Here is a 26,145-nt window from a genome sequence, read left to right on the forward strand (position 1 = left end):
TCGTAAAGGTAGTAGAAAACCGGCCGTCAACGCAACTCTTCGAAAGAACTCACCCCGTCATCTGAATGGTGTACGGCCCGGTAAATTTAATTGTGCCTTCCAACCGAATTTTTTTCACCGTTACCGGCTGATTCACCGTCAGGGTGTGTCCGGCGTTGATTTTCACAGTTTCCGTAGCGAACGGCACCCGCCCCACCGTCCACAAATTACCGTTCATCCAGTCGCCGGAGGCCGTTGTTTCCACCGTGTCAGTGAACAGGGACACCGTTGGGAAGCGACGGAACAGCACCGCATTAGTCGTGCTTGGGGCCGTACCAAACCAGTCGTTGAGCACATCGGTATACACCCGCCGGAAGTCGATCTGCATCCCTACTTCTTTGTTGCCGTTTTGTCCCGTCAGGTTGCTCAAATCGGAATTTCGGCCGATGGTTCGGTGTTTAAGGTTGTTGCCGAACACAAACATCGGAGCCGCCACCCCGTGATCGGTGCCCCTGGAGTTGTTGGAGTTGGCACGTCGGCCAAATTCAGAAAATGTCATGCCAACTACGTTATCCGCAATGCCCTGCAAGGTCAGATCCCGCTGAAACGTGTCGAGCGCCGTCGAGAGTTTACCCAGTAAAGTAGCATGGCTCCCCACCGTGGTATCGGTGCTGTCGACCTGGCTGGCGTGCGTGTCGAACCCGGTCAGAGACACAAAATAGATTTTGGTTTTCAACCCACCGTGAATGAGCCGGGCCACAATCTTCAACTGGTCGGCCAGGGTGTTTCTATCGGTGGAGCCGGGGTAAGTCGCCAGGTTTCTACCCGCATCGGCGGCCCGCTTGATTTCGGTTGCGTACCCCACCGACAGGGACTGTTGCTCCCGGATGTAGGCAATCAGATCACCGGCATCGCAGCAGGGCAAATCCGTGGGCGAGGAGATGTCGCCCGACCCAACCAACTGATAAAAACTGTTCGGGTCATTCAGTGCAATTCCCATCGACTGCTGGCTGCCGAGCAGGGCCGTTGAGGTCAGGTACCCAATCTGAATGGCCAGCGGATCTTCCATCTGCTCGTTGGGGTAGCCAGTTGGGTAGCCTGGAAACCGGTCTTCAAGGTATCGCCCGGTCCAGCCCGACTCAACCGTCTTGTCCGCGTCGACGGCCGTCATCCAGATGTCCGTCGAGCGGTAGTGCGACTGGTCGGGGTTGGGGTAGGATACGGAGTGAATAATCGACAGCTTACCGGTGTTGTAGAGATCGCGCATACCGGTCATAGCCGGGTGCAAACCCGTTGCGGGGTTGCCGTCTAACCCCAGAATTTTGTTTTGCGGGATGGCGATATTGCTGCGCAGGGTGTTGTAGGCCGATAGCTGGTCGAGCGGAATAACGGTGTTTAGCCCATCGTTCCCCCCATTCAGGTAGACAATCACCAGCACCCGGTCGCTGTTGAGCGCCGTCGTGTTGAGCAACGACTGCACCAGGGCCGACTGCCGGTTCATGGCTTTCAGCCCAAAGCCCTCCAGCATAACGGGCAGCACACTTGCCGAAGCGGCCCGTAAAAAATCTCTGCGTTTCATGAAGTAAGCGGTGTAACTAATCAAAAAATGTGGTACTCGGCCATGCGGAGCATGTACTTCATCAGGTTCTGCAATCGGGCGGTTACCGCATTTTTCCGGTTGGCACTGGTTGGCGTAGTGCGGTACGCGTTCCACTCAACGGTCCAGGAACTGCGCGGAACGCCCTGCATCATAATCGTGTCGATCAGGAAATCCTTCTGCGACTGAAACAACTCGTTGGCGAACAGATTCTTGGCGAATTCATTCTGCACGTCGACGCAGGAGATGGCGGGTGTTCCGGTCACGTCCGAAAAGTTCGGTTGTAAGGCCGTTGCCCAGGCCAGGACGTCGATGCCCAATCGGTAATCGGGCTTAATCATGGTATATCGCCAGACGAGGATATCCGTGAAATCGTTTCGGAAGGCCATGGTCGTGTTGTTCACCCATATTTTTGAGTAGCCCGTCTGGTAATACGGCTCGTAGCCAAACACGCTTGGCTGCTCAATCAGGTCCATTTGCAGATCGCGCATCCGGTAATACACGAAATTGAAGTAGGCTTTGAATGCTGCGGAGTCCGTCGCCATATCGGGTACGGGCTGGTTAAAAAATCGCAGCGTTCCCACGGCCAGGTCAGCGGGCGATTTAATGATGGCGCCGATGTTGTGCTCAGCGAAGAAAACCTGGCTCGTCAGTAGTTTAACGATGACCGGCTCAATCGTGTAGTTAACGGCCGCGCTCGAAAACAACTGCGCCAGCGGCCCAATTACATTTTCTTCGATGTCTTGGGTCACGTTCGGATTAACGTACCAGCGGTAGAGCTTCCGGCAGATAAAGCGGGGCGTCTGGGGATGGTTGAGCAGCATCGTTACCAGGCTGTCCAACTCAGCCTGACCGGTGGTTGTCCCGGCCGGCAAGGTGCCCGCAGCGGGGGTTTTGATGAGGGTGTTGTTGTAATGAGCCGAAAACTGTTTGTCGGTTTTATCGTGCTTGCTGTCGGTAAACGTCGGGGCAATGCTGGTTGACCCATTTATGTAGTAGTTTGTGTATTTCCAGCCAGTCAGCACTTTTGCGGCCGCTTTTACGTCGTCTTCGGTGTAGTTTTTGTTACCCGCAAAATCAAACGCCCCCACCGCAAACAGCTCCTGAAGCTCACGGCCGTAGTTTTCGTTGGGTTTGCCCACCTCGTTTTCGTTGCCATTCAGGTAGCGCAGCATCGCTGGTTCTTTGGTGATCTCGGTCACCAGCGTCCGGAAACTACCCAGCGCGTTGTTGCGCAGCAGAAACAAATACTGGGTAATAAAACGATGGTCACTAACAGCCTCTCGGGTTGTCACGAAATGATTCTGCCAGAACAACGTCAGCTTGTCGAGCAGACTGGGCGGGGCCGTTTGGGAGGTCATCAAAGCTAACCACCAATAGCGCAGGTAATGACTGAATTCAGAACTACGGTCGCCACTAAACGGTTTGTCCAGATAAGGTTGTCCGAGGGTTGGTTTGGTTTCATTCAACTCAACCGGGGGCGGGGGTGCGTAATTGGCATTGTTGATGAGCTGCCTGACCGCCTGAGTAGCCGTTTGACCGGTGAAGTTGGTTATCTCCGTTTGGGTCGGGCCAAACGTAGCCCGGCGAAGCAGGTGGGCGGCCATTCGGGCCGTTAACGGTTGAGTATATAAATCTAAGTAAGGCATCGGGAAGACTACACCACAAAAACAGCGCTAAACGTGTTTCTGAGAGGCTGTTGCTCAACTGGATTTAATTTAATTGACTAATATCGAGTTGTAATTAAACTTTAGATATATAATTGATCGTCTATTTGTCGATTATAGTTCACTGTTGATGGTATGGCAGACAAGTCAATTTTCATGCCTATTTTTAGCACTCGCTACACCTTTGACAATCGGCTAACCCATCGGTTTTCAACTACGCATGCACTTCGATACCCTCGCCCTCCGCGCCACCCACCAGCCCGACTCCGTTACCGGAGCCGTTGTGCCACCCATTCACCTCGCCACCACGTTCGAGCGCAACAGGGCGAACGAACTGCCCGGCGATTACCTCTATGCCCGACCCAATAATCCCACCCGCGACGGTTTGGAACGTGCGCTTGCGATGCTCGAAGGTGGCGCGGTGGGTATGGCGTTTGGCTCCGGCCAAGCTGCGGCCATGACGCTGTTTCAGGCGTTGCGTCCGGGCGATCACGTGCTGCTTTCCACCGATGCATATTACGGGACGCCCGCTCTGCTCGAACAGGTGTTTCACCCGTGGGGGCTGACTTATTCCCGCGTCGACATGACCGACCTCAACGCCGTAGAATCGTCGCTTCACGAAAATACCCGCATCGTCTGGTGCGAAACGCCCTCCAACCCCATGCTCGCCATCACCGACCTGCTCACGGTGTCGCGGCTGGCCCACGAGGCCGGGGCTATCTGCGTCTGCGACAATACGTGGGCGACGCCCGTGTTACAGCGCCCCCTCGACCTCAACTGCGACGTAGTCATGCACTCAACCACGAAGTACATCAGCGGCCACAGCGACGTGCTGGGGGGTGCCCTGATTTTTAGGCGAAACGACGCGCTTGCGGAACGCGTCCGGGCCTTACAGGGATTGTCGGGTGCGGTGCCGTCACCATTCGATTGCTGGTTAGTGAGCCGGGGCATCAAAACGCTGGGCGTCCGAATGCGGGCGCAAATGGCTACCGCGCAGGCCGTTGCGGAGTTCTTAGACGGTCATCCCGCCGTTGACCAGGTGCATTATCCGGGATTAGCCAACCACCCCGACCGCGTCCTGATTCAGCAGCAAATGAACGGGCCGGGGGCCATGCTGTCGGTACAGGTAGCTGGTAGCTCGGCCGAAGCGCTCGGGTTTATCGGTAAACTAAACCTGTTCACACGAGCCACCAGCCTGGGTGGGGTCGAAAGCCTGATTGAACACCGGGCGAGTGTAGAGGGACCCACATCCGTGACGCCACAGAATCTGCTGCGCGTGTCCATTGGGTTGGAACACGCCGAGGATTTGATTGCCGATCTGGCGCAGGCGTTGGGGTGATTTCGCCCGTTGGATGCGTTTGGCTGACGCTCACTGGCCTGCTACCGGCTACGAAACTAAACCCTACAACCCGTGGTTTTGGAGCTATATTGAATCGACCAGCCATCATGAATATTGCCTTAATTTCAACTTCATCGCGCTCAACCAGCAACTCCCTGCGTTTTGTCAAGTACCTGAAACACGTATTGGCGGAGAGTGGTCAGCATGAGGTTTCTATTGTCACGTTTGAGCACTACGACATCCCGTTCGTGGGGCAAGGCTCCGTTAAGAAGGACAGCCTGACCGCTTTTCAGCAGGAACTCATCGGCGCGTGGGAAACCGCCGACCTGGTATTCTTTGCCATGCCCGAATACAACTGGACGGCTCCTCCGCAAGCGGCCAATACTATCCACCAACTCGGCGGACCGGCGTTCAAGCACCTGTTTGAAAACAAAGTTTTCGCGATGGTGGGCGTTTCCAACGGACGCGGTGGCCGCCAGCCAGCCCTGGATATGACGACTGTTTTGAACAAGATTATCAGTTTCACCAACAGCTACTCGATCATTTCGCCGAAGTTGTACGAATCCCACGAAACCGATAAAAACGTAGATGAAAATGGCCAGTTCATCGGCCACGAAGTTTACGAACGCACCGCCCGCGCTTTTGTCGATTACACGCTGAACGTAGCGCAACGGTGGACACAGCCGAGTTTAGTGGAAGCTAAATAGCGTTCTGCTCTATTTAAATTACAAAGCCCGAAGTTGACGCTTCGGGCTTTTTGCGTTATTTGCTCACTACACTACGGATTTTTACAACCCAATAACTATTGGCACTTTATGAAAAACGGCTTACTCTTCTTGTTGCTTTTCTTTATTCACCTATCCCTAAACGCCCAGGTCATCAGTGACTCCATGCTGATTGAGGAGCACTACCGGGTGTTTCATTTTAATAAGCCTCCTCAATCGTTGCGCCGTCCCAGTTTGATTTTCGTTCTCCACGGATCGGGCGGGAATGGCGCAGGCATGATGAACAGCACGCAGAAGATGGAACAACAGGCCGCTGCTCAAAACGCCCTGATTGTTTACCCAGACGGGTACAAGAAGTATTGGAACGAGTGCCGTAAATCCTCTCCGGCGCAGGCGAATACGGAAAACATAAATGAGCAGGCGTTTTTCAACGAATTAATCGGATACTTCAAAAAGCGATATCAAATCGACGATACCCGCGTGTTTGCCGTCGGCACGTCGGGAGGGGGACACATGGCCTATAAGCTTGGCCTGACAATGCCGACTACGTTTAAAGCCATTACGGCGATCATCGCCAATCTGCCCGACAGCACGAATATGGACTGTGCTCCATCGGGAAAACCCGTTGCCATCATGATTATCAACGGCACAGAAGATCCCATCAATCCATACAACGGCGGCATGGTTAAGCTGGGGAAAAACATGAGCATGGGCGTTGTGCAATCCACCGACCAGACACTCACGTATTGGGCAGGGCTGGCTCGCTATCAGGGTAAGCCTGCTCAGCAAAATCTGCCCGACACGGACCCGAATGATGGAAAACGAATTGAACGCTACACCTACCAGGCGGAGGGGAAACCTGAAGTCGTACTGCTGAAGGTGACTGGTGGCAAGCACGACTACCCCAATGATATTGATGTTCACGTGGAAGCGCTGACTTTTTTCATGCGGCAGATTAAGAATTGACACTGACCTTCTCCTGCGGCTCAATTTTCAAAAAATGCCGGGTAATCTATTCAGCAGAGAACTTGTAGCGTCGTCACCTTGCCGACCCAGTGGATTGACGGTGAACCAATTTGTCAACGTCAATGCTGAGCAAGGCCGACACTGTCCTAAACGAGGGGACGGTGTCGGCCTTGCTCAGCATTTGGGTTGCGGCTCTTTTGCAACTTACGCCAACGTCTTTCGGGCTTCGCGGTCAGGGTCGTTAGCCAGCGCGGGGGCGTCATCCAGAACCATCGTTTCCCCGTTTTGGGTGGTGTAGGGCTTCCAGTTGGGTAAACCACCCCCGTTGGGATTGCCGGTTTTGACGAAACTCAGAAAGGACTTAGCCATCTTTTCCGACAGAGCGCGGGGCCGTTTGCCGCCACCCGTGTGGGTCAGCATCAGATCGGTGTTGTAGAACCAGAAACAAATATCGTCGCAGTGGAAAGCCCGCATCCGGCCGTCGAACAGGGGCGGCTGCCAGCCAAACCAGGCTACGTACACGGGCGCTTTTTGCTGCGCGGCCTTTGCGTCGGCGGCTGCAACGGCATTCTTTCGGTTGGAAACAATCAACGCCCAAAGCTCGATGGGACGGGCCTTCGGGAAATTCTTCGCGTACGCATCCACGATATCACCGGCTTTTTCGCCAAAGCGGGGCTTGACTTTTTCTTTCACTTCGGCCAGCGAAATACTTTCTAAGGCCGCATCGGTCCGGCTGGGGCTTTGCTCATGGAAGGTCGAGCAGATCATCAGCGGAATGTCTGCCGAGAAGTGCGTAGCATCCTTGAAGAAAGCGCCCTCGTTCAGCGTTACGCCGTCGGCGACGGGGGCGTATCCACCGCGTTGCATGTTGAGCCGTTTGGCTTCGTCGGCCATTTTGTCGACGGCCCGGTTGGCAATGTCGATGTACTGTCGCCACGGAATCTGCTGGAGCTTGTCGATTTCACCGGGCTTCAGGCCCGCTTCTTCCATAACTTTTAACCCTAATTTTTCGGCGTATTCCCTGTTGGTCCCGGCCAGCGAACTGCCACTCAACGCCACCGCCTTATGAAACAGCCCTTTGGCCGATGGCATATTCATCAGAGTAGTCACTTTAGCTCCACCCCCCGACTGCCCGATGATGGTTACGTTATTCGGGTCCCCGCCAAAATTGGCAATATTGTTCTTGACCCATTCGAGAGCCGCTACCATGTCCAGATTGCCGACGTTGCCCGATGCAGCGTGGCCACCAGCTGCTTTCAGATGGGTATAGCCCAGCGAACCGAGCCGGTGATTGAGGGAGCAGAAAACGACATTACCCAGCCGGGACAGGTTTTCGCCGTGGTACCCATCCTGTTCAATCCCATTACCATTGGTGAATCCGCCCCCGTGCAGCCAAACGACTACCGGACGCTTTTGCGAATCCAAGGCGGGCGTCCAGACGTTGATTTTCAGGCAGTCCTCCGACACGTCGTCGTAGTTCCAATGGTCAACAAACGAGGCATAGGGATTGGCATAGCGCTTTTCCATAATCTGGGGCGCGGAGTTTCCCCACCACAGGGCGGGACGAACGTCAGTCCAGGCAGTGGGTTTTTGGGGCGGCATGAACCGGTTCTTCCCCGACGTATCAGCTCCGTACGGAATGCCTAAGAACTGATGAATACCCCGCAGAATAAAACCCCTAACCTTTCCATGTTCCGTGTTGGCAATGGCGATAGTATCGCCCACGAACAATTGTTGCTCGTCGCCGGTTGGCTTTGCCGCTTTAGGGGGGCGCGAATCAGCAGCGGTAGATGGGTGCGCCACGCTCAGACCGGCCACGCCAACGCCCAGTGATTGTAAGAAATTACGTCTTGACGGTTTCATTGTTGAAATATGATTAAAGGTTGAATAGCCCCAACCCCCTAAAGGGGGCTTACTCCGACAGTGAGCGAAGCCCCCTTCAGGGGGTTGGGGGTAAGGATGAAGACATGTTAATCCTGTCGAAAAAACAGTAAAAGACACTTACGTCAGCTTCTCCTTGAAAAAGTCAACCGTACGTTTCCAGGCAAGTTCGGCAGCGGCTTTGTCATACCGGGGGGTTGTATCGTTATGGAAGCCGTGATTTGCCTTGGCATACATGTGGGCCGTATATTCTTTCTTGTTCGCTTTCAGAGCCGCTTCATACGCTGGCCAACCCTCGTTAACCCGAGTATCCAATTCGGCGTAGTGCAACAGCAGCGGAGCCTTGATTTTGGGCACATCGTCGATGGCTGGCTGGCCGCCATAAAACGGAACCGAGGCCGCTAAATCGGGAATCCGCACGGCCATCATGTTGGCAATCCCCCCGCCAAAGCAAAACCCGACAACGCCAATTTTACCGTTGCAATCCTTATGCCCTTTCAAGTAATCGTAGGCCGCGATGAAATCCTCTGACATTTCATTTTTGTCCCGTTTGCTTTGCAACTCACGGCCTGCATCGTCCGTACCAGGATAGCCGCCCAGGGGGCTTAATGCGTCCGGCGCAATGGAAATAAATCCGGCCAGCGCGGCTCGCCGGGCCACATCAGCAATGTGCGGATTTAAGCCCCGGTTTTCGTGCACCACCACAATGCCGCCGAGTTTGGTTTTGGCATCGGCGGGCATCGACAACAAGGCTTTAATGGTTCCGCCCCCTTTGGGCGACGGATAATTAACGTAGTCCGATTTTAAGCGCGGGTCATCGGGGTTGATTTGGATCGTACCCTGGTAATTGGGCATGATAAAACTCATCAGTGACGCGACGGTAAGACCGCCTACGGCATAGGTCGATAGCTTTTGCACAAACTCCCGCCGGTCGATGCGGTCGTGGGCGTAGTCATCATACAGGTCAAAAACTTCTTGTTTGATGTCCTCCTTGTTGATTTCGTTCATGGTCGTCTGCGTATGTTTTTACTTACCTGTAATAATCCTATCCGTAACCGGTTCTACTCACTGCAACAAAAGAAGCAGGGTAACACAGAGTGCAAGCAACTCATATCGCCCTTCCCGAAATTCGGTGGGTGGCAGACCAGTGTGTTTATTGAAAATGCGAGTCAAGCTGAGCCGGGGGAAGTCTTTGTGCCAATGCCATGACAATCGACCCACCCATAGCGTGAAGAAGTAGGCGGAGATGGGAGTACTTAAAAACGAGTAGTGGCCGGTCTTACCGAACTTTATGAAGTACATTTTACCGGCCACTATGCGCTACTTTATACCCTTGCTCTTACTGGCCAGTCTCATTGGCGAGGCCGCTCCCCGCCCCTTTCAACGGACCATTACCTCACCCAACGGACGCATTGCCTTAACTGTTGCCGTAACGGATAGTACCCGCTATGCCGTTACCTATGCGGGACAACCTCTGGTTAACTGGTCGGCCGTGGCCATGACCCTAACCAATGGGCAGTCAGTAGCGGTTGGAGCGGCCGTACGCCGAAGCCGCGTTCGTTCCGTGCGGGATAGCATAGTGCCACCGGTCGTTACCAAACGCCGATTGATTACCGATCATTTTACGGAGCTAACGTTGGAGTATAAAGACAACCACGCTCTCCTGTTTCGCGTCTACGACGATGGCGTAGCCTACCGTTTTCAGACCAGCTTCCCGGACTCGATTACGATTCGCCACGAAACGGCCCGCTTCGCTTTAGTCAACGATCCAACGGTTTACTTTCCGGCGGTTCAGAAGCGTACGGACGCCGACCGGTACCATACGTCTTTTGAAGAGTTGTACTCGATTGTGCCGCTGAGCCAGATGCACGATACGGTGCTGGCCTTCTCCCCTATTTTAATCGCCGGGGCGGCCAACAGCCCCCGAATCGTCATTACCGAGTCCGATCTGGACGATTATCCGGGTATGTTTTTGGCCAAAGAGGGGCAGGCGCTGAAGGGCGTTTTTGCCCCGGTTCCCTTGTCCGAACGCATGACGAATGGCGAGTTTCCACAACTGATTGTTACCCGCCGGGCTGACTTCATTGCCCGGACCGGGGGCAAACGCCTGTTTCCGTGGCGGGTGCTGGTCATCGGTACGGACACGACCTTACCCGAAACCGACTTGGTGTACCGGCTGGCCGCACCAAGTCGATTGAGCGACGTCTCCTGGGTGCGTCCGGGCAAGTGTACCGACGAGTGGATCACGAACATCAACCTCTTCAACGTACCATTCCGGGCGGGCATCAATACTGCCACGTATAAATTCTATGTTGACTTCGCCAAACGGTTTGGGCTTGACCGGATCTTGCTCGATGCGGGCTGGTCGGACTATAAAGACCTGTTCAAAATCAACCCCGACCTGAACATGACTGAGCTGGCTGCCTACGCGAAATCGCAGGGAATCAGGCTAAGCATGTGGACGCTCTGCTCGACGCTGGACCGCCAGCTGGAGCCCGCGCTAAAGCAGTTCAACGACTGGGGCGTCGATTTCATCATGACTGATTTCATGGATCGTGACGACCAGAAAACGGTTCAGTTTTACACGCGAATTGCCGAGGCCTGTGCCCGCCACCGGATCATGATTATGTTTCACGGTGCCTATAAATCGGCCGGGTTTGAACGCACCTGGCCCAACGCCATCACGCGGGAGGGTGTTTTAGGATCTGAATTCAACATCTGGAGCCACAAGGTTTCGCCCGAGCACGACCTGTTACTGCCGTTTATCAGAATGGTTAGCGGGCCAATGGATTACGAACCAGGCTTGCTGGAAAACGCCACAAAAGCCCAATTCAAGCCCATTGCCGGCAAGGTTATGTCGCAGGGAACCCGCTGCCATCAGTTAGCCATGTTTGTCGTATACGATAGCCCCATGCCCATCTTTTCCGGTAACCCGGCACAGGCTTATTTAGAACCGGCCTTCATGGAATTTCTGGGCACGATTCCGGCCGCTTTCGACGAGACCCGGGTGTTGGCTGCGCAGTTAGGGGATTATATCGTCACGGCCAGACGACGGGGCACCGATTGGTACATTGGCGGCATTACCGACTGGACGGCGCGGGATCTGACCCTACCGCTGGACTTTTTAGGCGCTGGAACGTTCGAGGCTACGCTTTGTACCGACGGTCTCAACGCCGACCGGAACCCCGTCGATTACCAGCTAACGGCGAAGACCATTCGGGCGAGTGATCCATTGATAGTACACCTGGCACCGGGTGGTGGATTTGTTGTCCGGTTGCGCAGGAAATAGTGTACAGAGCTTAAAAGTCTTAAAATCAGCATTTTATGCTCTGTAGCGAATTGACATGAAAAGATCCAACGAGCCGTGGCACAGGTCGGTAAATCTACAGATCTCTCACTGTTTCGTGAACGTTGCCGTAATCAGCCCCACCCGACCGGCCCAGGTGGTGTTTTGGCCCTGGTTAGCCGGGGTTACGGCTATCTGGGGCAGGTTGCCAATGCTACCCGTTGTTTGAAAACCCAGTACCAGCCGGTTAGCGCTTACCTCGCGAATGGTAAGCGGGTAATTAGCGTAGGTCGTGTAGCTGTAAGCCGGTTGACTCTGTGCGTTGGGCAGTACCGTACCGTGGAAAACAAAGTCGTAGTTCCAGCGGGTCAGGGCACCCCGCGCGTAGGTGGGGCGGGCCACGCGCAGCACCGACGCGCCATCGGCTCCGGTGGTCAGGAAGAAATTACCCTGCTGGCGGAGGCCCCGGTTATGGGTAAAAAACGTGTCCACGCGGGCGGTGGCCACCGTACCGATGTGGAGCGTATCGGTGAAGGGCATGATCACATTGGCGCGGGTCGGCACCAGCAGCGGGGCCGTAGTGGGGGTCAGGGTAATGGTGGTATCGCGCTGACCGGGAATAAGGCCCACCTGATACTTAATCTGAAGCTGAGTGGGCAGCCATACCCCACGCAACTGGGTCTTAAGGGCTTCGTCGCCGGTGGCCAGCGTAGGCAGCGAGTCGTCCTGACAGGCCAGCAACGCGAACAGGGTGAAACTAATGAGCAGTGTTTTCATCGGGATTGCCGGTTATGTGATCTCGTTTTAATCGTTTTGGACCATCTGTGGATTGCGATCCAGCACCACCTGCGGCACCAGAAATACCGTAAAGCGGCTGTTCCAGGGAACAGGCTGGCAGCTCGCTACGGCGCAGTCAGCCCCGTTGGGTGAGCGCTTACGATCTTCCGGATCGACCGACTCGCGCCGACGTTTAAGGTCATGAATCCGCTGTCCTTCGGTAAATAATTCCCGCACCACCTCGGTCCGTATTTCGTCGAGTAGTACGGTAGCCGCTGCGTTCAGAGCGGGCAGGCCAGCCCGCTGCCGCACCGCGTTGAGGTCGACGGCTGCCAGAGCGAAATCATTCTTCCGGGCCGCCATCTCGGCCCGCATCAGCACAAACTCCGCCGACCGGTACAGGAGGATATTCGAGTTAACGCCCTGCGCCGGTCCGGGGTTGGTTGTGCCCTGAGTGCCCCACTTCCGACTAAACCACAGGCGGTTCGGACTGTTCCAGAGCGTGGCTGCGGTGGTGGCCTGGCTGGTGTCGATCAGGTTCCGGTAGCGCAAGTCGCGGCTCCGGTCGAAGTTGGCGAGGGTTTTGAACCACTGACTCATGCGCAGGTTCGGCCCGCTGGTGAGCGCATCAACGTTGGCTAATTGAGCAGGTGTGTAGGGCGATTGCAGCACGTAATGCGTCCGTAACGGTGCGCCGGTAATGGTTTGCACGTTGCGCCCCACCACGTTGACCAATTCAAAAATCACCTCGTCGCGGGTGGCCGAGTTGGTCGTTGGTGTGATGCCCGTGCGCTGAAAGACACTGGCCAGCATCTGATTACCAGCCACTAAAGGAAACCGGTAGCCAGTGCCCGTACCCAGCAGCCGGTTACAGACGGCTAAGCAGCTATCAACATTATCCTGCTGGAAATACACGCGGGCCATCAGCGCCAGTGCCGCGTATTTGTTGGCTCGGGGCTGGTAGTCGGGCAGGTGGCGGGCGGGGTAATAGTTCTCAGGTAGCAGCCGCTCGGCAAGCCGAAGGTCGGTCAGCACCGAGTCATAAGCCGCCCGGACGCTCAGACGTGGATAGGTCAGATCGCCAAAATCCGACAGCGAGCGATAGGCCGCAATGGGACCGGGGTGGCTGTTGTCGGGCGTGTGGCCCCAGGGATACGCCAGTAGGCGCATCTGCTCGAACACGCACATGGCCCGGATAAACCGCGCTTCGCCTTCGAGCCGGTTGCGCTGCTGGGTAATATCGCGCCGGGGGTCGGTTATGCCCGATGTCTGCACCTGCCCGCTTTGCAAAATCTCCAGCACGTTGTTGGCGTTGTTCAGACCAAACGTGCTCCACTGTAAAAACTCGGCCTGGAAGCCGTAATCCTCTTCTCGGTGCGTCCAGGTATACACCCGCGACGGTCGGCCGGGCATATTGCGGAAGCTGGCGTTGTTGATCGCCACCAGATCGGCGAACGATTCGCCAATGACGAGCGCGTTACCGCCAAAAGCCGCGTTCCGGGCAACACCCGCGTAGGCACCCGTGGTCAGAATCTCTAATTCCTGAACGGTTTTGACGTTCTGCGCCTGAATCAATTGTTTGGACGACACCTCGTCGAGGTACTTTTCGCAGCCAGCGAGCGTGAGCAGTGCGAAGATCGGAAGTAGGTATTTCATAAGTATAGAGCTGATAGGCCCGTGTTTCTAAGTCGTCTGGCCGTTTATAGGCTTGTCAGGCAGGAAATTAAAAGCCGAAATTCAGGCCAATCAGGTACGTTTTGACTTGTGGCAAATCGTTATTTGTTAGGCCCGGCGACAGGTTGGCATCGCCATTGGTCGACGCCCCGCTGTTTCGGAACACCTCCGGGTCCCAGCCCCTGAATTTGGTAACGGTGAGCAAGTTTTGCCCCGTCAGCGTTACGCGCAGGCTCCTGAGCCGCAGTTTACGAGCCGTTTCAAGGGGCAGGTTGTAAGCAATCTGTACGTTCTTGAGCCGGGCAAATGAGCCATTGTGCAGGAAGCGCGTTGACTCAACGCCCCGCACGTTCGACGCCCACTGTAGCCCATTCAGCGACGCGTTGTCGCCCCGGCGAATCGCCTGCTGCACATCACCAATGCCAGGAATGGTCCGGCGCAGCACCTGACCAGCAACGGGATAACTCTGAACGCGTTCGCCCTGGTCATAAATCCAGTTGCCAACCTGGTAATAGATCAACGCACTCAGATCGAACCGGCCCACTTCCAGCGTGTTGGTTAGCCCGCCGAAGAAGACGGGATAGGGCGTGCGGTTATCGAGGATGAGCTGGTTATTGCCCGCCTGGTTGGTGATCGTGCCGTCCCAGAGGTTACCCGTCCTGACAGTCTGACCGTTGTTGGAAAAGACCGAGCGGTCGCGTTCGTAGAAGAATTCGTTGCCCGTTACGGGGTCAAAACCCGCGAACTGCACCATGTAATAATTACCCAGCGGATAGCCCGGCGTGGCAATGTTCGGCCCGTTGACGAGTTGCGACGGGAAGTTGAGAAAGGGAGCATCATAGGTACTGAGCACCCGGTTTTCGTTGCGGGCAATATTGAAATCGGTGGTCCAGCGCAGGCTTTTGCGGTCGATATTGCGCGAACTCAGGCTCACCTCAACGCCCCGGTTACGGACCGAGCCGAGGTTAATCGTCATCACATTATTGATCGTACCGGCCAGTGGCCCCAGCGAGTAATCGAGCAGCAGCCCGTCGGACACCTTATTGTAATAGTCGATGGTGCCGCTCAGGCGTTGGTCCAGCAGTCGAAAGTCGGCCCCAATGTCGAGCTGGTGGGTCGATTCCCAACTCAGGTCGGTGTTACCGGGGCTGGTGAATTGCCCACCCTGCACACCTCCGTAGATCGCTGCATTGTAGCCAACATACGTAAAAACTTTCTGCCAGGAGAAATCCCCAATATCAGCGTTTCCTGTCAGGCCGTAGCTGGCGCGAAGTTTTAGAAAATTAACCACCGACGAATGGTTCAGGAACGATTCATCGCTAACCACCCAGCCAACCGATGCGCCGGGGAAGGTAGCCCAGCGCTTGCCCGGTCCAAAGCGGCTCGACCCGTCAGTGCGGGCACTGATTTCGAGCAGATACCGGTCACGGAAGGCGTAATTGATCCGCCCAAAATAGGATACAAAACGGAAAGAAAGCTGGTTGTCATAGACCACTGTTCGGGCCGTGTCGAGGCCACGGCTGGCCCCCTCCGGTACGTTCTCGGTAATGTAGGTGGCATTGTCGGAGCGGGTGCTTTGCAGGTTGTTGCCCACCAGCAGGGTCAGCCGGTGGTCTTTGCTCAACGTACGGGTATAGCTGATTAAGTTGTTAATATTGAACGTCCGGTTCCCGATGTTCTGGTTATCAGCGCGCCCTTTACCGCCCCGTTCCGCTCCGGCAATACCCGCCGGAAACAGCGTTAGATTCAGCAGCACATCACTGCGGGTGCGCTGGAAATCATAGCCCACTTCAGTCCGGATACTCAGCCCGGCTACCGGTTTCAGGTCGATGAAGCCGGTATTGGTGCTGCGGAATGTGGTGGCTACGTTGCTGTAGTTGTTGCGAAAAAAAACGGGGTTCGTGCCGATGCTGAAGGTATTATTGGTGCCGTTGGCAATGCCGTTGAACAGCGAACCGTCAGCTAATTGCACCGGGTAGGCGGGTAAGGCCGCGCCCAGCGCCGTCCGGTACGAACTGCCGATGGGAACCGTGTTGACCTCAACCTCATTAGCCGACAGGTTTATCCCCATCGACAGAAATTTAGCGGGAATATACGTCAGGTTGGCCCGGCCGCTGACCCGCTGAAACGACTGCCCCACCACGATCCCGTTTTCGCCCCGGTACGAGCCGCTGACGTAGGCCCGCAGCTTATCGGTACCCGCGCTGACGCCCAACGTGGCCTGCCGGAAACGGCCCGACCGCAGCACCTGATCGAGCCAGTTCGTACTGGTGTTGTAAAGCGTGGTCGAATCGGCCAGCAACGGGTCGAGGGCCGGGGCCAGCGTACCGCGCAGGATACCCGTGGGCAGCAGACTGGCTAAATTGGTCGATTGGGGAGCCAGGCCAGCCCGCACGTTGTTGCGGGCTGCCTGCTTCAGAATGTTCAGGTGATCGACCCCGTTATCGACCAGATCGACGCGGTTGGTAGCCGTGTTCACGCCCTCCTGGTAGCTGACGTCGAACTTCGGTTTGCCTTTCACGCCCTTTTTGGTCGTAATGAGCAACACGCCGTTGGCCGCCCGCGACCCAAACAGGACCGACGCCGACGCGTCTTTCAGGATTTCCATGCTTTCAATATCGTCGGGGTTCAGTTCCGACAGCGGGTTCATGGCCACGCCCCCGGCTCCGAAAGCCCCCGTCAGCACCGGCACCCCATCGATCACGATCAGTGGCTGCGAATTGGAATTGATGGAGGCCACCCCCCGCACATTGATCCGCACGGCCCCGCCGGGCGTGCCGCCCGCCTGCGTAATCTGCACGCCGGGTGCCCGACCCTGGAAAGCGATGTCGGGACTTGCCGCCGTGTTAAGCCGGATGTCGGCCGCTTTGAGCGACGAAATGGAGCCGGTGAGGTCGCGGGTGCGCTGCTCGCCGAACGCAACGACCTGCACCTCGTTGAGCGCCCGTTCGTCGGGTACTAACTGCACAGTCAGGCTGGTTTGGCTGCCGGGGGTAATTTCCTGCGGCACGTACCCCACAAAGCTGAATATCAACGCAACGCGCTCATTGGGCAGGGTAAGCCGGTAGTTACCCCCGCCGTCGGTCGTGGTGCCCCGGCTGGTACTTTTAATGGTGATGTTCACACCCGGCAGCCCTTCGCCGTTGGCGGCATCGGTTACCCGGCCGGTAAGGGTCCGGTCCTGGTTCGAGAGAATGATCTGGGTACCAACCACTTGGTACGTCACGTCGACGGGTTTCAGCAGCGATGTCAATACTGCCGATAGCGGTTGGCGAACCGCCACGACCGATGGCTTCAGTTGCCGGAACTGCTCGTTGCTGTAGACGAATGTATACTTAGTTTGTTCCTCCAGGTCGCGCAGAATCAAATCCAGCGTCCGGCCTTCCGACGACAGGGTCACGATGGGGACGTCGGTGCGTTGTTTGGGCGACACTAAGGCACTGGTACTGGCCACATCCTGCGCCGATAACGCCGAACTGAGTCCTGACAAAACCAGCAGCCAGCGGGTAAAGCAATTTTTCATGGATTGGTTGATTTAGGAAACTGCTACAGATAACGGGCTTATTGACCAGCGCAGCCGGGGCCTTTGATGGTCACCCGTGTCGGGGTTAACTCGTACTGAAACCGGTTGGTCATGGCAATTAAGGTCATCACTTCCCGCAAACTCTGGTTCTGAAACGTACCCGTCAGCGGACACTGGCGCAGGGCTTCACCTTCGAGCGATACGGGTGTACCGTACCAGCGTTCGAGCGTTTTGGCAACCTCGCCCATCGGCGTGTTGCGGAACACTAATTTCGACTCCGTCCAGGCAATCTGATTAGCCGCTACCGTTGGCTGCGTAGCGACAGATCGTCGGTTCAGTGACTGAATGGCCCGCACGTTGGGCAGCAGGAACAGAGTATCGGTTTTCGTAGAAGGCAACTGACGACTGGCCGACGCCGGTTGGCCGGTGGTTACTGGCTTGGGGACAAATGCCACCCGGCCCGTCACGACCGACGTTTCAACGGTGCTGTCGCCGGGGTAGGCCCGGATGTTGAACGACGTACCCAGCACCCGCACTGAACCCGTAGCTAAGCGAACAACAAACGGCTGTTTTGGATTGTGCGTAACGGTAAAGAACGCTTCGCCTTCCAGCGTTACTTCGCGCAGGGCACCGGTAAACGTTTTGGGGTAACTCAGGTGGCTGTCGGCATTGAGCCAGACCGTGCTGCCGTCGGCTAAGTGAATCTGTGAACGGGTGCCTTTGGGGTTGGTTTGCTGGACAACCGGCAGGGCGTCGGGGGAAGATCGCAACTGCTGCCAGCCCCAGACCCCAATGAGCAGGGTCACCGAAGCCGCTGCGGCCCAGCCCGACCACCGCCGAACCGACCAGAGTGGCCGCGCCGGTGTTTCGTCTACTGGGGGTGGCTCGCTTTCAAGGCGACGCTGGAGCCGTTGGTAGGCGGCTGCCACGTCCAGCGGCTTATTGGCTGGTCTCGCGTCCGGCGTCAGCCAGAACCGGCGCAAATTGTCCACCACGGGCTGCTGTTCGGGATGGGCCGACAGCCAGTCGTTGAATTCGCGTCGTTCCGTATCGTTTGCTTCGTCGGCGAGTACTTTACCAATCAGCGTCCAGTTGATAGAATCGGGCATTGCGTTGGGGTTTCACCAGCAAAGACAGGTTTATCAGACCCAACCCGTAAGCGATTCGGTAAAATTTTCAGATTATTTTCTACGATTCCGATAAAAAGCGCAGCGCAGCGGCCAGTTTGCGCAGGGCAATGCTGATTTGGGTTTCGACGGTGCGCGGTGACAGAGACAGCAACTCGGCCACTTCCCGGTACGAAAAGCCTTGTTCTTTCACCAACTGAAAAATCAACCGGCACTGCGGGGGCAGAGCCTCAACGGCCGCTTCGACGCTCCGCTGCGTTTCCCGGAATTCCAGTTGCTGCTGCGGATTGTCGTCATCCCCGGCGGTATCCGGCACGGATGGGTCATCGACGTGGATGAATACGGACTTGTTTTTCTGGAGATAATTCAGGCAGTGGTTGCGCGTGGTAGTGAACAGATAGGCGCGGAAATTGAGAATTGCGAGGAGGGTGGTACGCAACTGCCAGATCTTCAGAAACACGTCCTGCACCACTTCTTCGGCCGCTTCCCGACTTTTTACGTAGAACACGGCAAACCGCATCAACTCCGGGTAGAATCGCTCAAACAGCCACCGGAACGCCCGTTGATCGTCCTGCCCGGCCAGTTGGCTCAGCCAGTCCCTAAGTTGCTTATCCGTATCGTTCACCCGGATGATTCTTGTTTCCTGCTATTTATTCGCATAATAATGAAAAATAGCGGACAAGTGTGAATGGCTTGCGGACGACATGGGCAAAAAGAGGATGACCGGGTGCTAACTCAGTTGTGAGGGTTAGTACAGTTCCACCAGCGTATCAACGGCGAGTCGATTGTCTCATCACTGAACCGTATAACCTCGTTTTTTCAATTCTGAAGCCGTCAGGTTAACGATGTTCACATCCAGTCGGATGGGCGACAGGGGCGTGTCGGTAGAATCAGTCTTAACCGACACAATCGCGTCGATCACGTCCATTCCTTTGAACACCTGACCAAATACGGTGAACTTATCATCCAGCCGGGCCAGGCCTTTCTTGTTCTGCACGATGTAGAACTGACAGCCTGCCGATAATTTATCTGGATTATTATCACGTCCGGCTCCAACGGCCCCGTATACGTGCCGGATTGTGGGGACGAACTCCGGTTTGAGCAGGTAAGGCGACCCGGAAAATCCTGCCGGTGTATCGGGGCAGCCGCCCTGCGCAACGAAATCGTTGATAACCCGGTTAAACGTCAGGCTGTCCCAGTAAGCCTGGTTAGCGAGTTTGATGAAACTGGCTTTGTGGCGGGGCGTTTCCTCATAAAGCCAGAAAAGCACCTCTCCCTTGCTGGTTTTAATCTGACCAACCGGATACGTTTTTTTGGGCTTTGGAGCGGTCCATAACGAGAAGGCAGTGACTACTAAGAATAAGAGGTGTGGCATAGAATTGACGGTTAACGGCTTCTGGCCGGAGTTTATTTATACCAGTTTCGCTTCCTTTTGATACAGCCCTACGAGCGTGTCGACGGCGTAGTCGATTTCGTCGGCGGTGTTGTACTTCCCGAAGGAAAACCTTACGTAGCCACGCTCCTGATCCAGGCCCGGCAGCGCCGACAGCACGTGCGAACCCACGTTGGAACCACTCGAACAGGCTGACCCACCCGACGCCGAAATTCGCGCAATGTCTAAGCTAAACAACAGCATATCACTCAGCTCCGAAGCGGGCAAGCTCACGTTCAGGACGGTGTATAAACTGTTTTCCACGTCGGCCGAGTCGCCGTTGAACCCTACCTCGGGCATCTTCTCGCGCAGTTGAGCAATCATCCGGCGTTTCAACCCCGTGATGTGCTGCCGGTGGTCGTCCATGTCGCGGTAAGCAATTTCCAGTGCTTTCGCCAGTCCCACAATGCCGTACACGTTTTCGGTGCCGCCCCGCCGGTTGCGCTCCTGTGACCCGCCGTACATGAACGGGTGGATATTGGCCCGCTCCGCGTTAACGTACAAAAAACCAACGCCTTTGGGACCGTGAAATTTATGGGCCGCTCCCACGATGAAATCGACCGGCAGCGTTTGCAGATCGTGCCGGAAGTGACCCATTGTCTGCACTGTATCGGAATGAAAAATAGCGTCGTGGTGGCGGCACAACTCCCCTATCCGGTGCATATCCAGCAAATTACCGATCTCGTTATTGCCGTGCATGAGTGACACGAAGGATCTCGGAAAGCTACCCAGTAACTGCTCCAAATGCGCCAGATCAACGTGCCCCTGCTCATCCACGTTGACCATACTTAACCGCACCGTACCCTGTTTGGCTAAGTGTTCGAGCGTGTGCAATACGGCATGGTGTTCGATTGGGGACGTGATGGCGTGGGTAATGCCGTAGGTTTCGATGCTGCTTCGGATGGCAGTGTTGTCGGCCTCGGTCCCACCCGACGTAAAGAAAATCTCGGCGGGTGATGTGTTCAACAGCGACGCGACCGTTTTACGGGCCCGCTCAATAGCGGTTCGCACCATCCGGCCGTGGCTGTGAATGGACGACGGATTGCCAAACTGCTCGGTCATCAGCGGCAGCATGGCGTCGAGTACTTCAGGATCAAGCCGGGTCGTGGCGGCATTATCGAGGTAAACGGGAGTGGGCGCGGTCATTATCAGGTCGTTGTTGGCCAGAATCATCGACGCAAAGGTACGGCGAACGGGCCTGTGAATGAAACACTATCCAACTTCGCATCGTTTCCATCCCACCACTACGCTGCACACTATGGACTATTCGCAGGCCGCCGGGCTGATCTACACCGAACTCGCCACCTGGGGCCGTACCGTCGTTCGCTACGTGCCTAAGCTGGCCTTAGCCATCCTGATTCTGGTCCTGTTCTCGTTTCTCTCGCGCTGGATTAGCCGGTTGATCATGCGCGGCTTCGACCGGTTCAGCGACAATTATTCAGTTATCAACCTGACGGGGGCGGTTGTGCGGGTGCTCGTTGTGGCACTGGGTTTGTTTATCGCCCTGAGCGTACTGGAGCTGGACAAGGCCGTAACCTCGCTGCTGGCCGGGGCCGGTGTTATTGCGCTGGCGGTGGGCTTCGCGTTTCAGGACCTGACGGCCAACTTTATTTCGGGAACGATGATTGCACTGGCCCGGCCCATTCAGGTCGGCGATGTGGTTGAAACGAACGGTTTTACGGGTAAAGTGCTCGACGTCAAGCTGCGATCCATTCTGCTCGATAATTTTCAGGGACAGACCATCGAGATTCCGAGTAAAGACATATTTCAAAAACCCATCACGAACTATTCGCGCACCGGCCAACGGCGAATTGAACTAAGTTACGGCATCTCCTACATCGACGACCTGACCGAAGCCCAGACGGTAGCGATTCAGGCCGTTCAGTCATTGCCATTCGTCCACCCCGACAAGCCCGTCGAAGTGCATTATCGAAGTTTCACACTCGACAACGTGCAGGCCTACGTCTGGTTCTGGATCGACCAAACGAAAACCAATCCGTCCGTAGCTACGACTGAAGCGATCAAAGCACTGAAAACCGCCTTCGATCAGAACGACATTCTGATGATGTTTCCACCCCACACGTTTGACCTGAAAAAGCGGAAACGGGAGGAACAGGAGCATCAGGCGACGAGCACACGCGCTCCTATCGCATGACGCTGCTCAGAATCTGCTTCAGCTTCTCATAATCTGGCCCTTCAATAAAACCGGCTACCTTACCGGCTTTGTCAATAATGACGAACGAGGGAATGGTCGAAACCTGATACTTATCGTGAAATCCGTACGCATCCGGCACAGGCATAAACAGCAGCGTTTTCGTGTTCAGGTGATCAGCTACCTGCGGCTGGCCGCTATTCAGGACGCCCAATACCACGGGGCTTGTTTCGGACTGGTAAGGACGCACAACATTGCCAAAGTCCACCGCCTGCTTATCGCCCCAAAACGGTTTCTCTAAACTAATCCAGAAGCTAAGAACCACTACATTACCCAGCAGATCAGTCGAACGGTACGTTTTTCCATCTAAGCCCGTCATTATGAAAGGCGCAATCGGCTGGCCTACTTTGGGCTGCTTCGCCGGATCGCGGTCATAGAAGCGGTGCGTCACCTTTTCGTCAGCTGTGGTGGGCCGGATCATGTAGGAGGTTGGTTTGCCGTACTCGTCGTAAACAGGCTCCAAATAATACGCATACGGATCGTTTTTCATCCGTTGCTGGTATTCCTGGAACGAAACACGCTGGCCTGTCTTTTTGTCGAACAGGGGCGTATTTTCGTTGATCCGTCTTTCGGTACGAACACCGCCCGTGTGGGTTGTAACCTGTGCCTTTACTGCCGCTACCGAAAGGGCCAAAAACAGCAACATAACGAACGCAGCACTACTTAGTTTTCGATAAGAAAAGGTCATACTTGTAACGTTTGATTTTGGCCAAAAATAGCCTTCAATTTTAAGGAATGGGAATCAATCGGACGAAACTTTCCCTCGTTGCAACGAGTTAGCGCTGCTACACTCAACTCCTCAAATGCGCTTGATAACTACCCGTGCTGGCCTACCGTTTCTCCTGCTCTTTTCGCTGACAATCACTGCTCAGACCTACCGCCACGAGGTTCGCCACCGGCCGGTGTTCTGGTCGGAAGTTAATTTGGCGTATCGAACGGCGGGCAAATGGAGTTTCCAGCTCGATCACCAGTACCGGCGGCAGGCCGAAGACAACAACGGCCGCGACCTGAACGTTTTTCGCTACCCGCTTCAGCAGGTGTTCCGCCCCTGGATTGGCTATCAGATCTCGAAACCCGTGCGGCTATCCCTGTCGCCCATTGGCCTGTGGTGGACTTGGAGCCGCCCCAATGATCGTCAGCCGACAACGTTTTTTCAGGAAGTTCGCGTCATTCCGCAACTTCAGATCACCAAACCGGCTGGCAACGGCGAGTTCATCACCCGGTTTCGCACCGAACTCCGGTGGCCGTCACGCACGGACACCCTGTCCAATACCTACGTGTTTCTGTCCGACGGCGAGTCGCAGCAAGTGCTGGCCGACCGGTTCAACGTCCGGTTGCGGGCCATGGCCCGCTGGATCAGGCCAATCAGCGGAACGAATTCGGGCTGGTACACCCACCTGAGCCTCGAACCAATGGCGGTGGTGTCGAGATCGGTTCAGCGCTTCGATCAGAACCGGACGTACGTGGCAGTAGGCCGACGACTGCGGGAAAATCTACGCCTGGAACTGGGCTACCTGAACCAGTTCTCAATTCAAACGAATGAAACGGAGCGGCTGCGAACATTCCGGCTGAACCACGCCCTGCACGTACTCGTCTACCTGGAAAACCGCCGTCGCTCAAAAGCCGGATCGGATTCGGGGCCGGAGTAATAATTCGATGTTATGAACAGCGCAGGCGTAATTGAATGACAGCTACTTTTTCTTTAAAATGCGCAAAACAATCAAGTTAAATCAATACTTTCATAGAAATGAAGTTAACTTAGTTGTTCAAAACGCAAGCTCCCATGAAAGCAAGAGTATTGATTATCCTGCTCAGCATATCGAGCGTGTCGCTGAATCTATGCGCACAACAGAAAACGGCACAGACCCGAACGGTCTACGTTCCGCAAACAATATATCAGGGTCCACTTATCGACTATAAATATCACGATGGCGTTGCTGAACTACGGGACGGCACAATTCTGAGAGGTCGTTTTCAGGCTAATGGCCGATCTGCCTTTGTATACCGTGCTGATAGTCGGGCTACACGGCGAAAAATAGGCGCGTTGATGATTCGGCGGCTGGCGTTAGCGGGTGCTGACACGTTGGTTACGGACCGAAAAGACTCCACCATATTCACTCGGTTTGCAAGTCGCCTGTATCGACAATTAACAGATGGGGCAACGATGGTGATGGATCGGGAATTAACCGTCGATGAAGACCGCGGAAAAATAGGGACCAGTTTATACGTAGTGGACGAGAACGACGATCTGCACAAATTCAGGTCGCTGAAACAACTCAACGACTGGTTCTATACCTATCAGGAACAATCCGGCAAGAAAGTGTCCGATGCGTTCCTAAATAGAAACGAAATTGTAAAGGCAGTAGCTCAATTGAATAAAAAGTAGCCATAAAAAAACCGTTGTACTGAGTGCAACGGCTTTTTTATGCGATCAGAATGGGCGCTACTCCTCTTTCTTATACTGCTGAATAATCTTGTACAGTGCCTTTTGCTTTTCCAATTCCGGGAAGAACTCGAACAACTGAACGTGCCCGTCGTAATCGAGCGAAAGTGCCGCTTCCAACTGAATCAGTGATTCGCGATACTGCCCGGCATGAATCAGATACACCACAGAGCGATAATATAAATCGGCTTCGGTTGGCAGGTCGCTGATGCCCATCTGCACAATGTCGTTGGCCCGTGAGAAATCGCCCTGATCGAACGGAACGAGCGACCACGTCAGGTATACGTCCGGGTTGTCGGCGTCCACTTCGGCAGCTTTCTCGAACGCTTCCACGCTCGACAGCACGTTGCCCATTTTGTACTCCGTCTCAGCCAGAGCGAGGTAATATTCGCCGTTTTGGTCGTCGAGTTTAACGGCCTTTTGCAGAAACGGCAATGCTTCGGGCCACTTGCCGGACTCGCTTAAGCAAACCCCAATACCGTACCACGCTTCGTCCCAAAGCGCATCCAACTTAATGGCGGCCCGGTACTCTTTGATGGCTTCGGGCAACCGGTCCTGCTTTTCTAAGCTGGCTCCGAGGTGACAAAACGTATCGGCGGTGGCTTCTTCGTGCTTCAGCGTTTCGCGGTAACAGCCTTCCGCCTTCTCAAACAGCCCCAGATTCATGTAGGTGTTGCCGAGGTTAAAATGCGCCGACGCAAAATCATCCTTGATAATAACGGCGTAATCGTAGGCTTCGGCGGCTTCGGCGTAGCGGGCCAGTTTGCTGTAGGCGATGCCGATATTGTACCACGCATTGTACGAATAGGGATCGGTGTCGATCAGTTGCTGATAATACGATAGGCTGTTTTCCAGTTCGCCCGTCACATCCAAGCAGAACGCCAGTTCATACAGCGCGTTTTCGTTGTTGATATTCAGCGCAATCGACTTCTTATACTCCGTGATGGCCTCACTGTATTTGCCCCAGTTTTGGTAGCTCTGACCCAACTGAAACAGGATGTCATCTTTTTCTTCGGCGCGGTCGAGCAGTTCGCTCAGCACCTGAATCGACTCCTCGTAGCGACCGGCCATGTTCAGCACCGAGCCTTGCATAAACGGCACGTCGAGGTCGCCAGGGTTAAACAGCGAAGCCCGCTCCAGTAACTCCAGCGACTCATCGAAGCGCTGAAAATTAGCCAGAATCTGGGCTTTGTCGAGCATCAGCTCCAGCGCATAAGGAAAGTTTTCAAGGCCTGCTTCGGCGGCTTTCAGCGCCTTGTCTAAATCGCCGTGGTTGAGGTAATGTTCAACCATCTGCTCATAGACGTCCAGGTCGAAAAACTGACTTTGTTGCTGGTCCAGCATCTGCTCAAAACGCCGGATTGATTCTTTTATGTCACCTTCTCGTTCTTCGAACTCTTGCTCCATGCTATTGCCTCTACAAAATGTGGGGGGCGGATAGGGGCCGCGCCAAGGGGGCGGTTTATCCTTTGGCCCTTCAATATAAAACTATAAAAGCGAAACGCCAAGCCGCTACC

General features: G+C 55.2%; 20 protein-coding genes. 7 read left to right on the forward strand and 13 right to left on the reverse strand.

Going from position 1 to position 26,145, the window contains the following annotated elements:
• Positions 1-49: 49 nt before the first annotated feature.
• On the reverse strand, positions 50-1,558 hold the full coding sequence (locus ACYVHB_RS08700; RefSeq protein ID WP_461051311.1) for a DUF1501 domain-containing protein: 1,509 nt from the start codon (positions 1,556-1,558) through the stop codon (positions 50-52).
• A gap of 20 nt (positions 1,559-1,578) precedes the next feature.
• Entirely contained in the window at positions 1,579-3,225 is a 1,647-nt protein-coding gene (locus ACYVHB_RS08705; RefSeq protein WP_461051312.1) for a DUF1800 domain-containing protein, read from the reverse strand.
• Positions 3,226-3,463: 238 nt separating this feature from the next.
• Between ACYVHB_RS08705 and ACYVHB_RS08710 the strand changes: the two genes are divergently transcribed.
• From ACYVHB_RS08710 to ACYVHB_RS08720, 3 genes are all read left to right on the forward strand, one after another.
• Positions 3,464-4,582, forward strand: coding sequence for a trans-sulfuration enzyme family protein (locus tag ACYVHB_RS08710; protein WP_461051313.1), 1,119 nt, complete (start codon positions 3,464-3,466; stop codon positions 4,580-4,582).
• Positions 4,583-4,689: 107 nt separating this feature from the next.
• Positions 4,690-5,289 carry an NAD(P)H-dependent oxidoreductase gene (locus ACYVHB_RS08715; RefSeq protein WP_461051314.1) on the forward strand — a complete coding sequence of 200 codons (600 nt, stop codon included), beginning with the start codon at positions 4,690-4,692 and terminating at the stop codon, positions 5,287-5,289.
• A gap of 108 nt (positions 5,290-5,397) precedes the next feature.
• On the forward strand, positions 5,398-6,273 hold the full coding sequence (locus tag ACYVHB_RS08720) for a CE1 family esterase (protein WP_461051315.1): 876 nt from the start codon (positions 5,398-5,400) through the stop codon (positions 6,271-6,273).
• A gap of 204 nt (positions 6,274-6,477) precedes the next feature.
• Here ACYVHB_RS08720 and ACYVHB_RS08725 read toward each other — a convergent pair whose 3' ends face one another.
• Positions 6,478-8,136: a carboxylesterase/lipase family protein gene (locus ACYVHB_RS08725; RefSeq protein ID WP_461051316.1), complete on the reverse strand. Its 1,659-nt coding sequence runs from the start codon at positions 8,134-8,136 to the stop codon at positions 6,478-6,480.
• Between the two features lie 138 nt (positions 8,137-8,274).
• Positions 8,275-9,162, reverse strand: coding sequence for a dienelactone hydrolase family protein (locus ACYVHB_RS08730; RefSeq protein ID WP_461051317.1), 888 nt, complete (start codon positions 9,160-9,162; stop codon positions 8,275-8,277).
• Positions 9,163-9,445: 283 nt separating this feature from the next.
• Between ACYVHB_RS08730 and ACYVHB_RS08735 the strand changes: the two genes are divergently transcribed.
• Positions 9,446-11,443 carry a glycoside hydrolase family 97 protein gene (locus ACYVHB_RS08735; RefSeq protein ID WP_461051318.1) on the forward strand — a complete coding sequence of 666 codons (1,998 nt, stop codon included), beginning with the start codon at positions 9,446-9,448 and terminating at the stop codon, positions 11,441-11,443.
• A gap of 105 nt (positions 11,444-11,548) precedes the next feature.
• Here the strand turns inward: ACYVHB_RS08735 and ACYVHB_RS08740 are convergent, their stop codons facing one another.
• From ACYVHB_RS08740 to ACYVHB_RS08770, 7 genes are all read right to left on the reverse strand, one after another.
• Positions 11,549-12,217 carry a hypothetical protein gene (locus tag ACYVHB_RS08740; RefSeq protein ID WP_461051319.1) on the reverse strand — a complete coding sequence of 223 codons (669 nt, stop codon included), beginning with the start codon at positions 12,215-12,217 and terminating at the stop codon, positions 11,549-11,551.
• Positions 12,218-12,244: 27 nt separating this feature from the next.
• Positions 12,245-13,873, reverse strand: coding sequence for a RagB/SusD family nutrient uptake outer membrane protein (locus tag ACYVHB_RS08745; RefSeq protein ID WP_461051320.1), 1,629 nt, complete (start codon positions 13,871-13,873; stop codon positions 12,245-12,247).
• Positions 13,874-13,940: 67 nt separating this feature from the next.
• Complete coding sequence (locus tag ACYVHB_RS08750) at positions 13,941-17,414, reverse strand: SusC/RagA family TonB-linked outer membrane protein (protein ID WP_461051321.1); 3,474 nt, start codon at positions 17,412-17,414, stop codon at positions 13,941-13,943.
• Between the two features lie 38 nt (positions 17,415-17,452).
• A complete protein-coding gene (locus ACYVHB_RS08755) occupies positions 17,453-18,523 on the reverse strand; it encodes a FecR family protein (RefSeq protein WP_461051322.1) in 1,071 nt (356 codons plus the stop codon).
• A 79-nt stretch (positions 18,524-18,602) separates the two neighbouring features.
• Entirely contained in the window at positions 18,603-19,166 is a 564-nt protein-coding gene (locus tag ACYVHB_RS08760; protein WP_461051323.1) for an RNA polymerase sigma-70 factor, read from the reverse strand.
• 168 nt (positions 19,167-19,334) lie between these two features.
• Complete coding sequence (locus ACYVHB_RS08765) at positions 19,335-19,916, reverse strand: peptidylprolyl isomerase (protein WP_461051324.1); 582 nt, start codon at positions 19,914-19,916, stop codon at positions 19,335-19,337.
• A 36-nt stretch (positions 19,917-19,952) separates the two neighbouring features.
• Positions 19,953-21,119 carry a cysteine desulfurase family protein gene (locus ACYVHB_RS08770; RefSeq protein ID WP_461051325.1) on the reverse strand — a complete coding sequence of 389 codons (1,167 nt, stop codon included), beginning with the start codon at positions 21,117-21,119 and terminating at the stop codon, positions 19,953-19,955.
• A 58-nt stretch (positions 21,120-21,177) separates the two neighbouring features.
• Here ACYVHB_RS08770 and ACYVHB_RS08775 point away from each other — a divergent pair, with 58 nt between their 5' ends.
• Positions 21,178-22,128, forward strand: a complete 951-nt coding sequence (locus tag ACYVHB_RS08775) for a mechanosensitive ion channel family protein (RefSeq protein ID WP_461051326.1) — start codon at positions 21,178-21,180, stop codon at positions 22,126-22,128.
• On the opposite strand, the gene ACYVHB_RS08780 is transcribed toward ACYVHB_RS08775, so the two are convergent.
• Positions 22,118-22,873: a TlpA family protein disulfide reductase gene (locus ACYVHB_RS08780; protein WP_461051327.1), complete on the reverse strand. Its 756-nt coding sequence runs from the start codon at positions 22,871-22,873 to the stop codon at positions 22,118-22,120. The two genes, ACYVHB_RS08775 and ACYVHB_RS08780, sit on opposite strands and share 11 nt — an antisense overlap.
• A gap of 115 nt (positions 22,874-22,988) precedes the next feature.
• Here ACYVHB_RS08780 and ACYVHB_RS08785 point away from each other — a divergent pair, with 115 nt between their 5' ends.
• Positions 22,989-23,834, forward strand: coding sequence for a DUF2490 domain-containing protein (locus tag ACYVHB_RS08785; protein WP_461051328.1), 846 nt, complete (start codon positions 22,989-22,991; stop codon positions 23,832-23,834).
• 134 nt (positions 23,835-23,968) lie between these two features.
• Entirely contained in the window at positions 23,969-24,571 is a 603-nt protein-coding gene (locus ACYVHB_RS08790) for a hypothetical protein (RefSeq protein WP_461051329.1), read from the forward strand.
• A gap of 57 nt (positions 24,572-24,628) precedes the next feature.
• Here the strand turns inward: ACYVHB_RS08790 and ACYVHB_RS08795 are convergent, their stop codons facing one another.
• Positions 24,629-26,035, reverse strand: a complete 1,407-nt coding sequence (locus tag ACYVHB_RS08795; protein ID WP_461051330.1) for a tetratricopeptide repeat protein — start codon at positions 26,033-26,035, stop codon at positions 24,629-24,631.
• Positions 26,036-26,145 lie beyond the last annotated feature (110 nt).

Source organism: Spirosoma arcticum, assembly GCF_054779955.1.

What these genes read in the sequence shown, in the direction of transcription:
- ACYVHB_RS08715 (WP_461051314.1), top strand. Translation starts at nt 4,690, where the DNA reads ATGAATATTGCCTTAATTTCAACTTCATCGCGCTCAACCAGCAACTCC.
- ACYVHB_RS08795 (WP_461051330.1), bottom strand. Translation starts at nt 26,035, where the DNA reads ATGGAGCAAGAGTTCGAAGAACGAGAAGGTGACATAAAAGAATCAATC.
- ACYVHB_RS08790 (WP_461051329.1), top strand. Translation starts at nt 23,969, where the DNA reads ATGAAAGCAAGAGTATTGATTATCCTGCTCAGCATATCGAGCGTGTCG.
- ACYVHB_RS08720 (WP_461051315.1), top strand. Translation starts at nt 5,398, where the DNA reads ATGAAAAACGGCTTACTCTTCTTGTTGCTTTTCTTTATTCACCTATCC.
- ACYVHB_RS08700 (WP_461051311.1), bottom strand. Translation starts at nt 1,558, where the DNA reads ATGAAACGCAGAGATTTTTTACGGGCCGCTTCGGCAAGTGTGCTGCCC.
- ACYVHB_RS08740 (WP_461051319.1), bottom strand. Translation starts at nt 12,217, where the DNA reads ATGAAAACACTGCTCATTAGTTTCACCCTGTTCGCGTTGCTGGCCTGT.
- ACYVHB_RS08745 (WP_461051320.1), bottom strand. Translation starts at nt 13,873, where the DNA reads ATGAAATACCTACTTCCGATCTTCGCACTGCTCACGCTCGCTGGCTGC.
- ACYVHB_RS08775 (WP_461051326.1), top strand. Translation starts at nt 21,178, where the DNA reads ATGAAACACTATCCAACTTCGCATCGTTTCCATCCCACCACTACGCTG.
- ACYVHB_RS08785 (WP_461051328.1), top strand. Translation starts at nt 22,989, where the DNA reads ATGCGCTTGATAACTACCCGTGCTGGCCTACCGTTTCTCCTGCTCTTT.
- ACYVHB_RS08730 (WP_461051317.1), bottom strand. Translation starts at nt 9,162, where the DNA reads ATGAACGAAATCAACAAGGAGGACATCAAACAAGAAGTTTTTGACCTG.
- ACYVHB_RS08710 (WP_461051313.1), top strand. Translation starts at nt 3,464, where the DNA reads ATGCACTTCGATACCCTCGCCCTCCGCGCCACCCACCAGCCCGACTCC.
- ACYVHB_RS08735 (WP_461051318.1), top strand. Translation starts at nt 9,446, where the DNA reads ATGAAGTACATTTTACCGGCCACTATGCGCTACTTTATACCCTTGCTC.
- ACYVHB_RS08725 (WP_461051316.1), bottom strand. Translation starts at nt 8,136, where the DNA reads ATGAAACCGTCAAGACGTAATTTCTTACAATCACTGGGCGTTGGCGTG.
- ACYVHB_RS08765 (WP_461051324.1), bottom strand. Translation starts at nt 19,916, where the DNA reads ATGCCACACCTCTTATTCTTAGTAGTCACTGCCTTCTCGTTATGGACC.
- ACYVHB_RS08755 (WP_461051322.1), bottom strand. Translation starts at nt 18,523, where the DNA reads ATGCCCGATTCTATCAACTGGACGCTGATTGGTAAAGTACTCGCCGAC.
- ACYVHB_RS08705 (WP_461051312.1), bottom strand. Translation starts at nt 3,225, where the DNA reads ATGCCTTACTTAGATTTATATACTCAACCGTTAACGGCCCGAATGGCC.
- ACYVHB_RS08770 (WP_461051325.1), bottom strand. Translation starts at nt 21,119, where the DNA reads ATGACCGCGCCCACTCCCGTTTACCTCGATAATGCCGCCACGACCCGG.
- ACYVHB_RS08750 (WP_461051321.1), bottom strand. Translation starts at nt 17,414, where the DNA reads ATGAAAAATTGCTTTACCCGCTGGCTGCTGGTTTTGTCAGGACTCAGT.
- ACYVHB_RS08780 (WP_461051327.1), bottom strand. Translation starts at nt 22,873, where the DNA reads ATGACCTTTTCTTATCGAAAACTAAGTAGTGCTGCGTTCGTTATGTTG.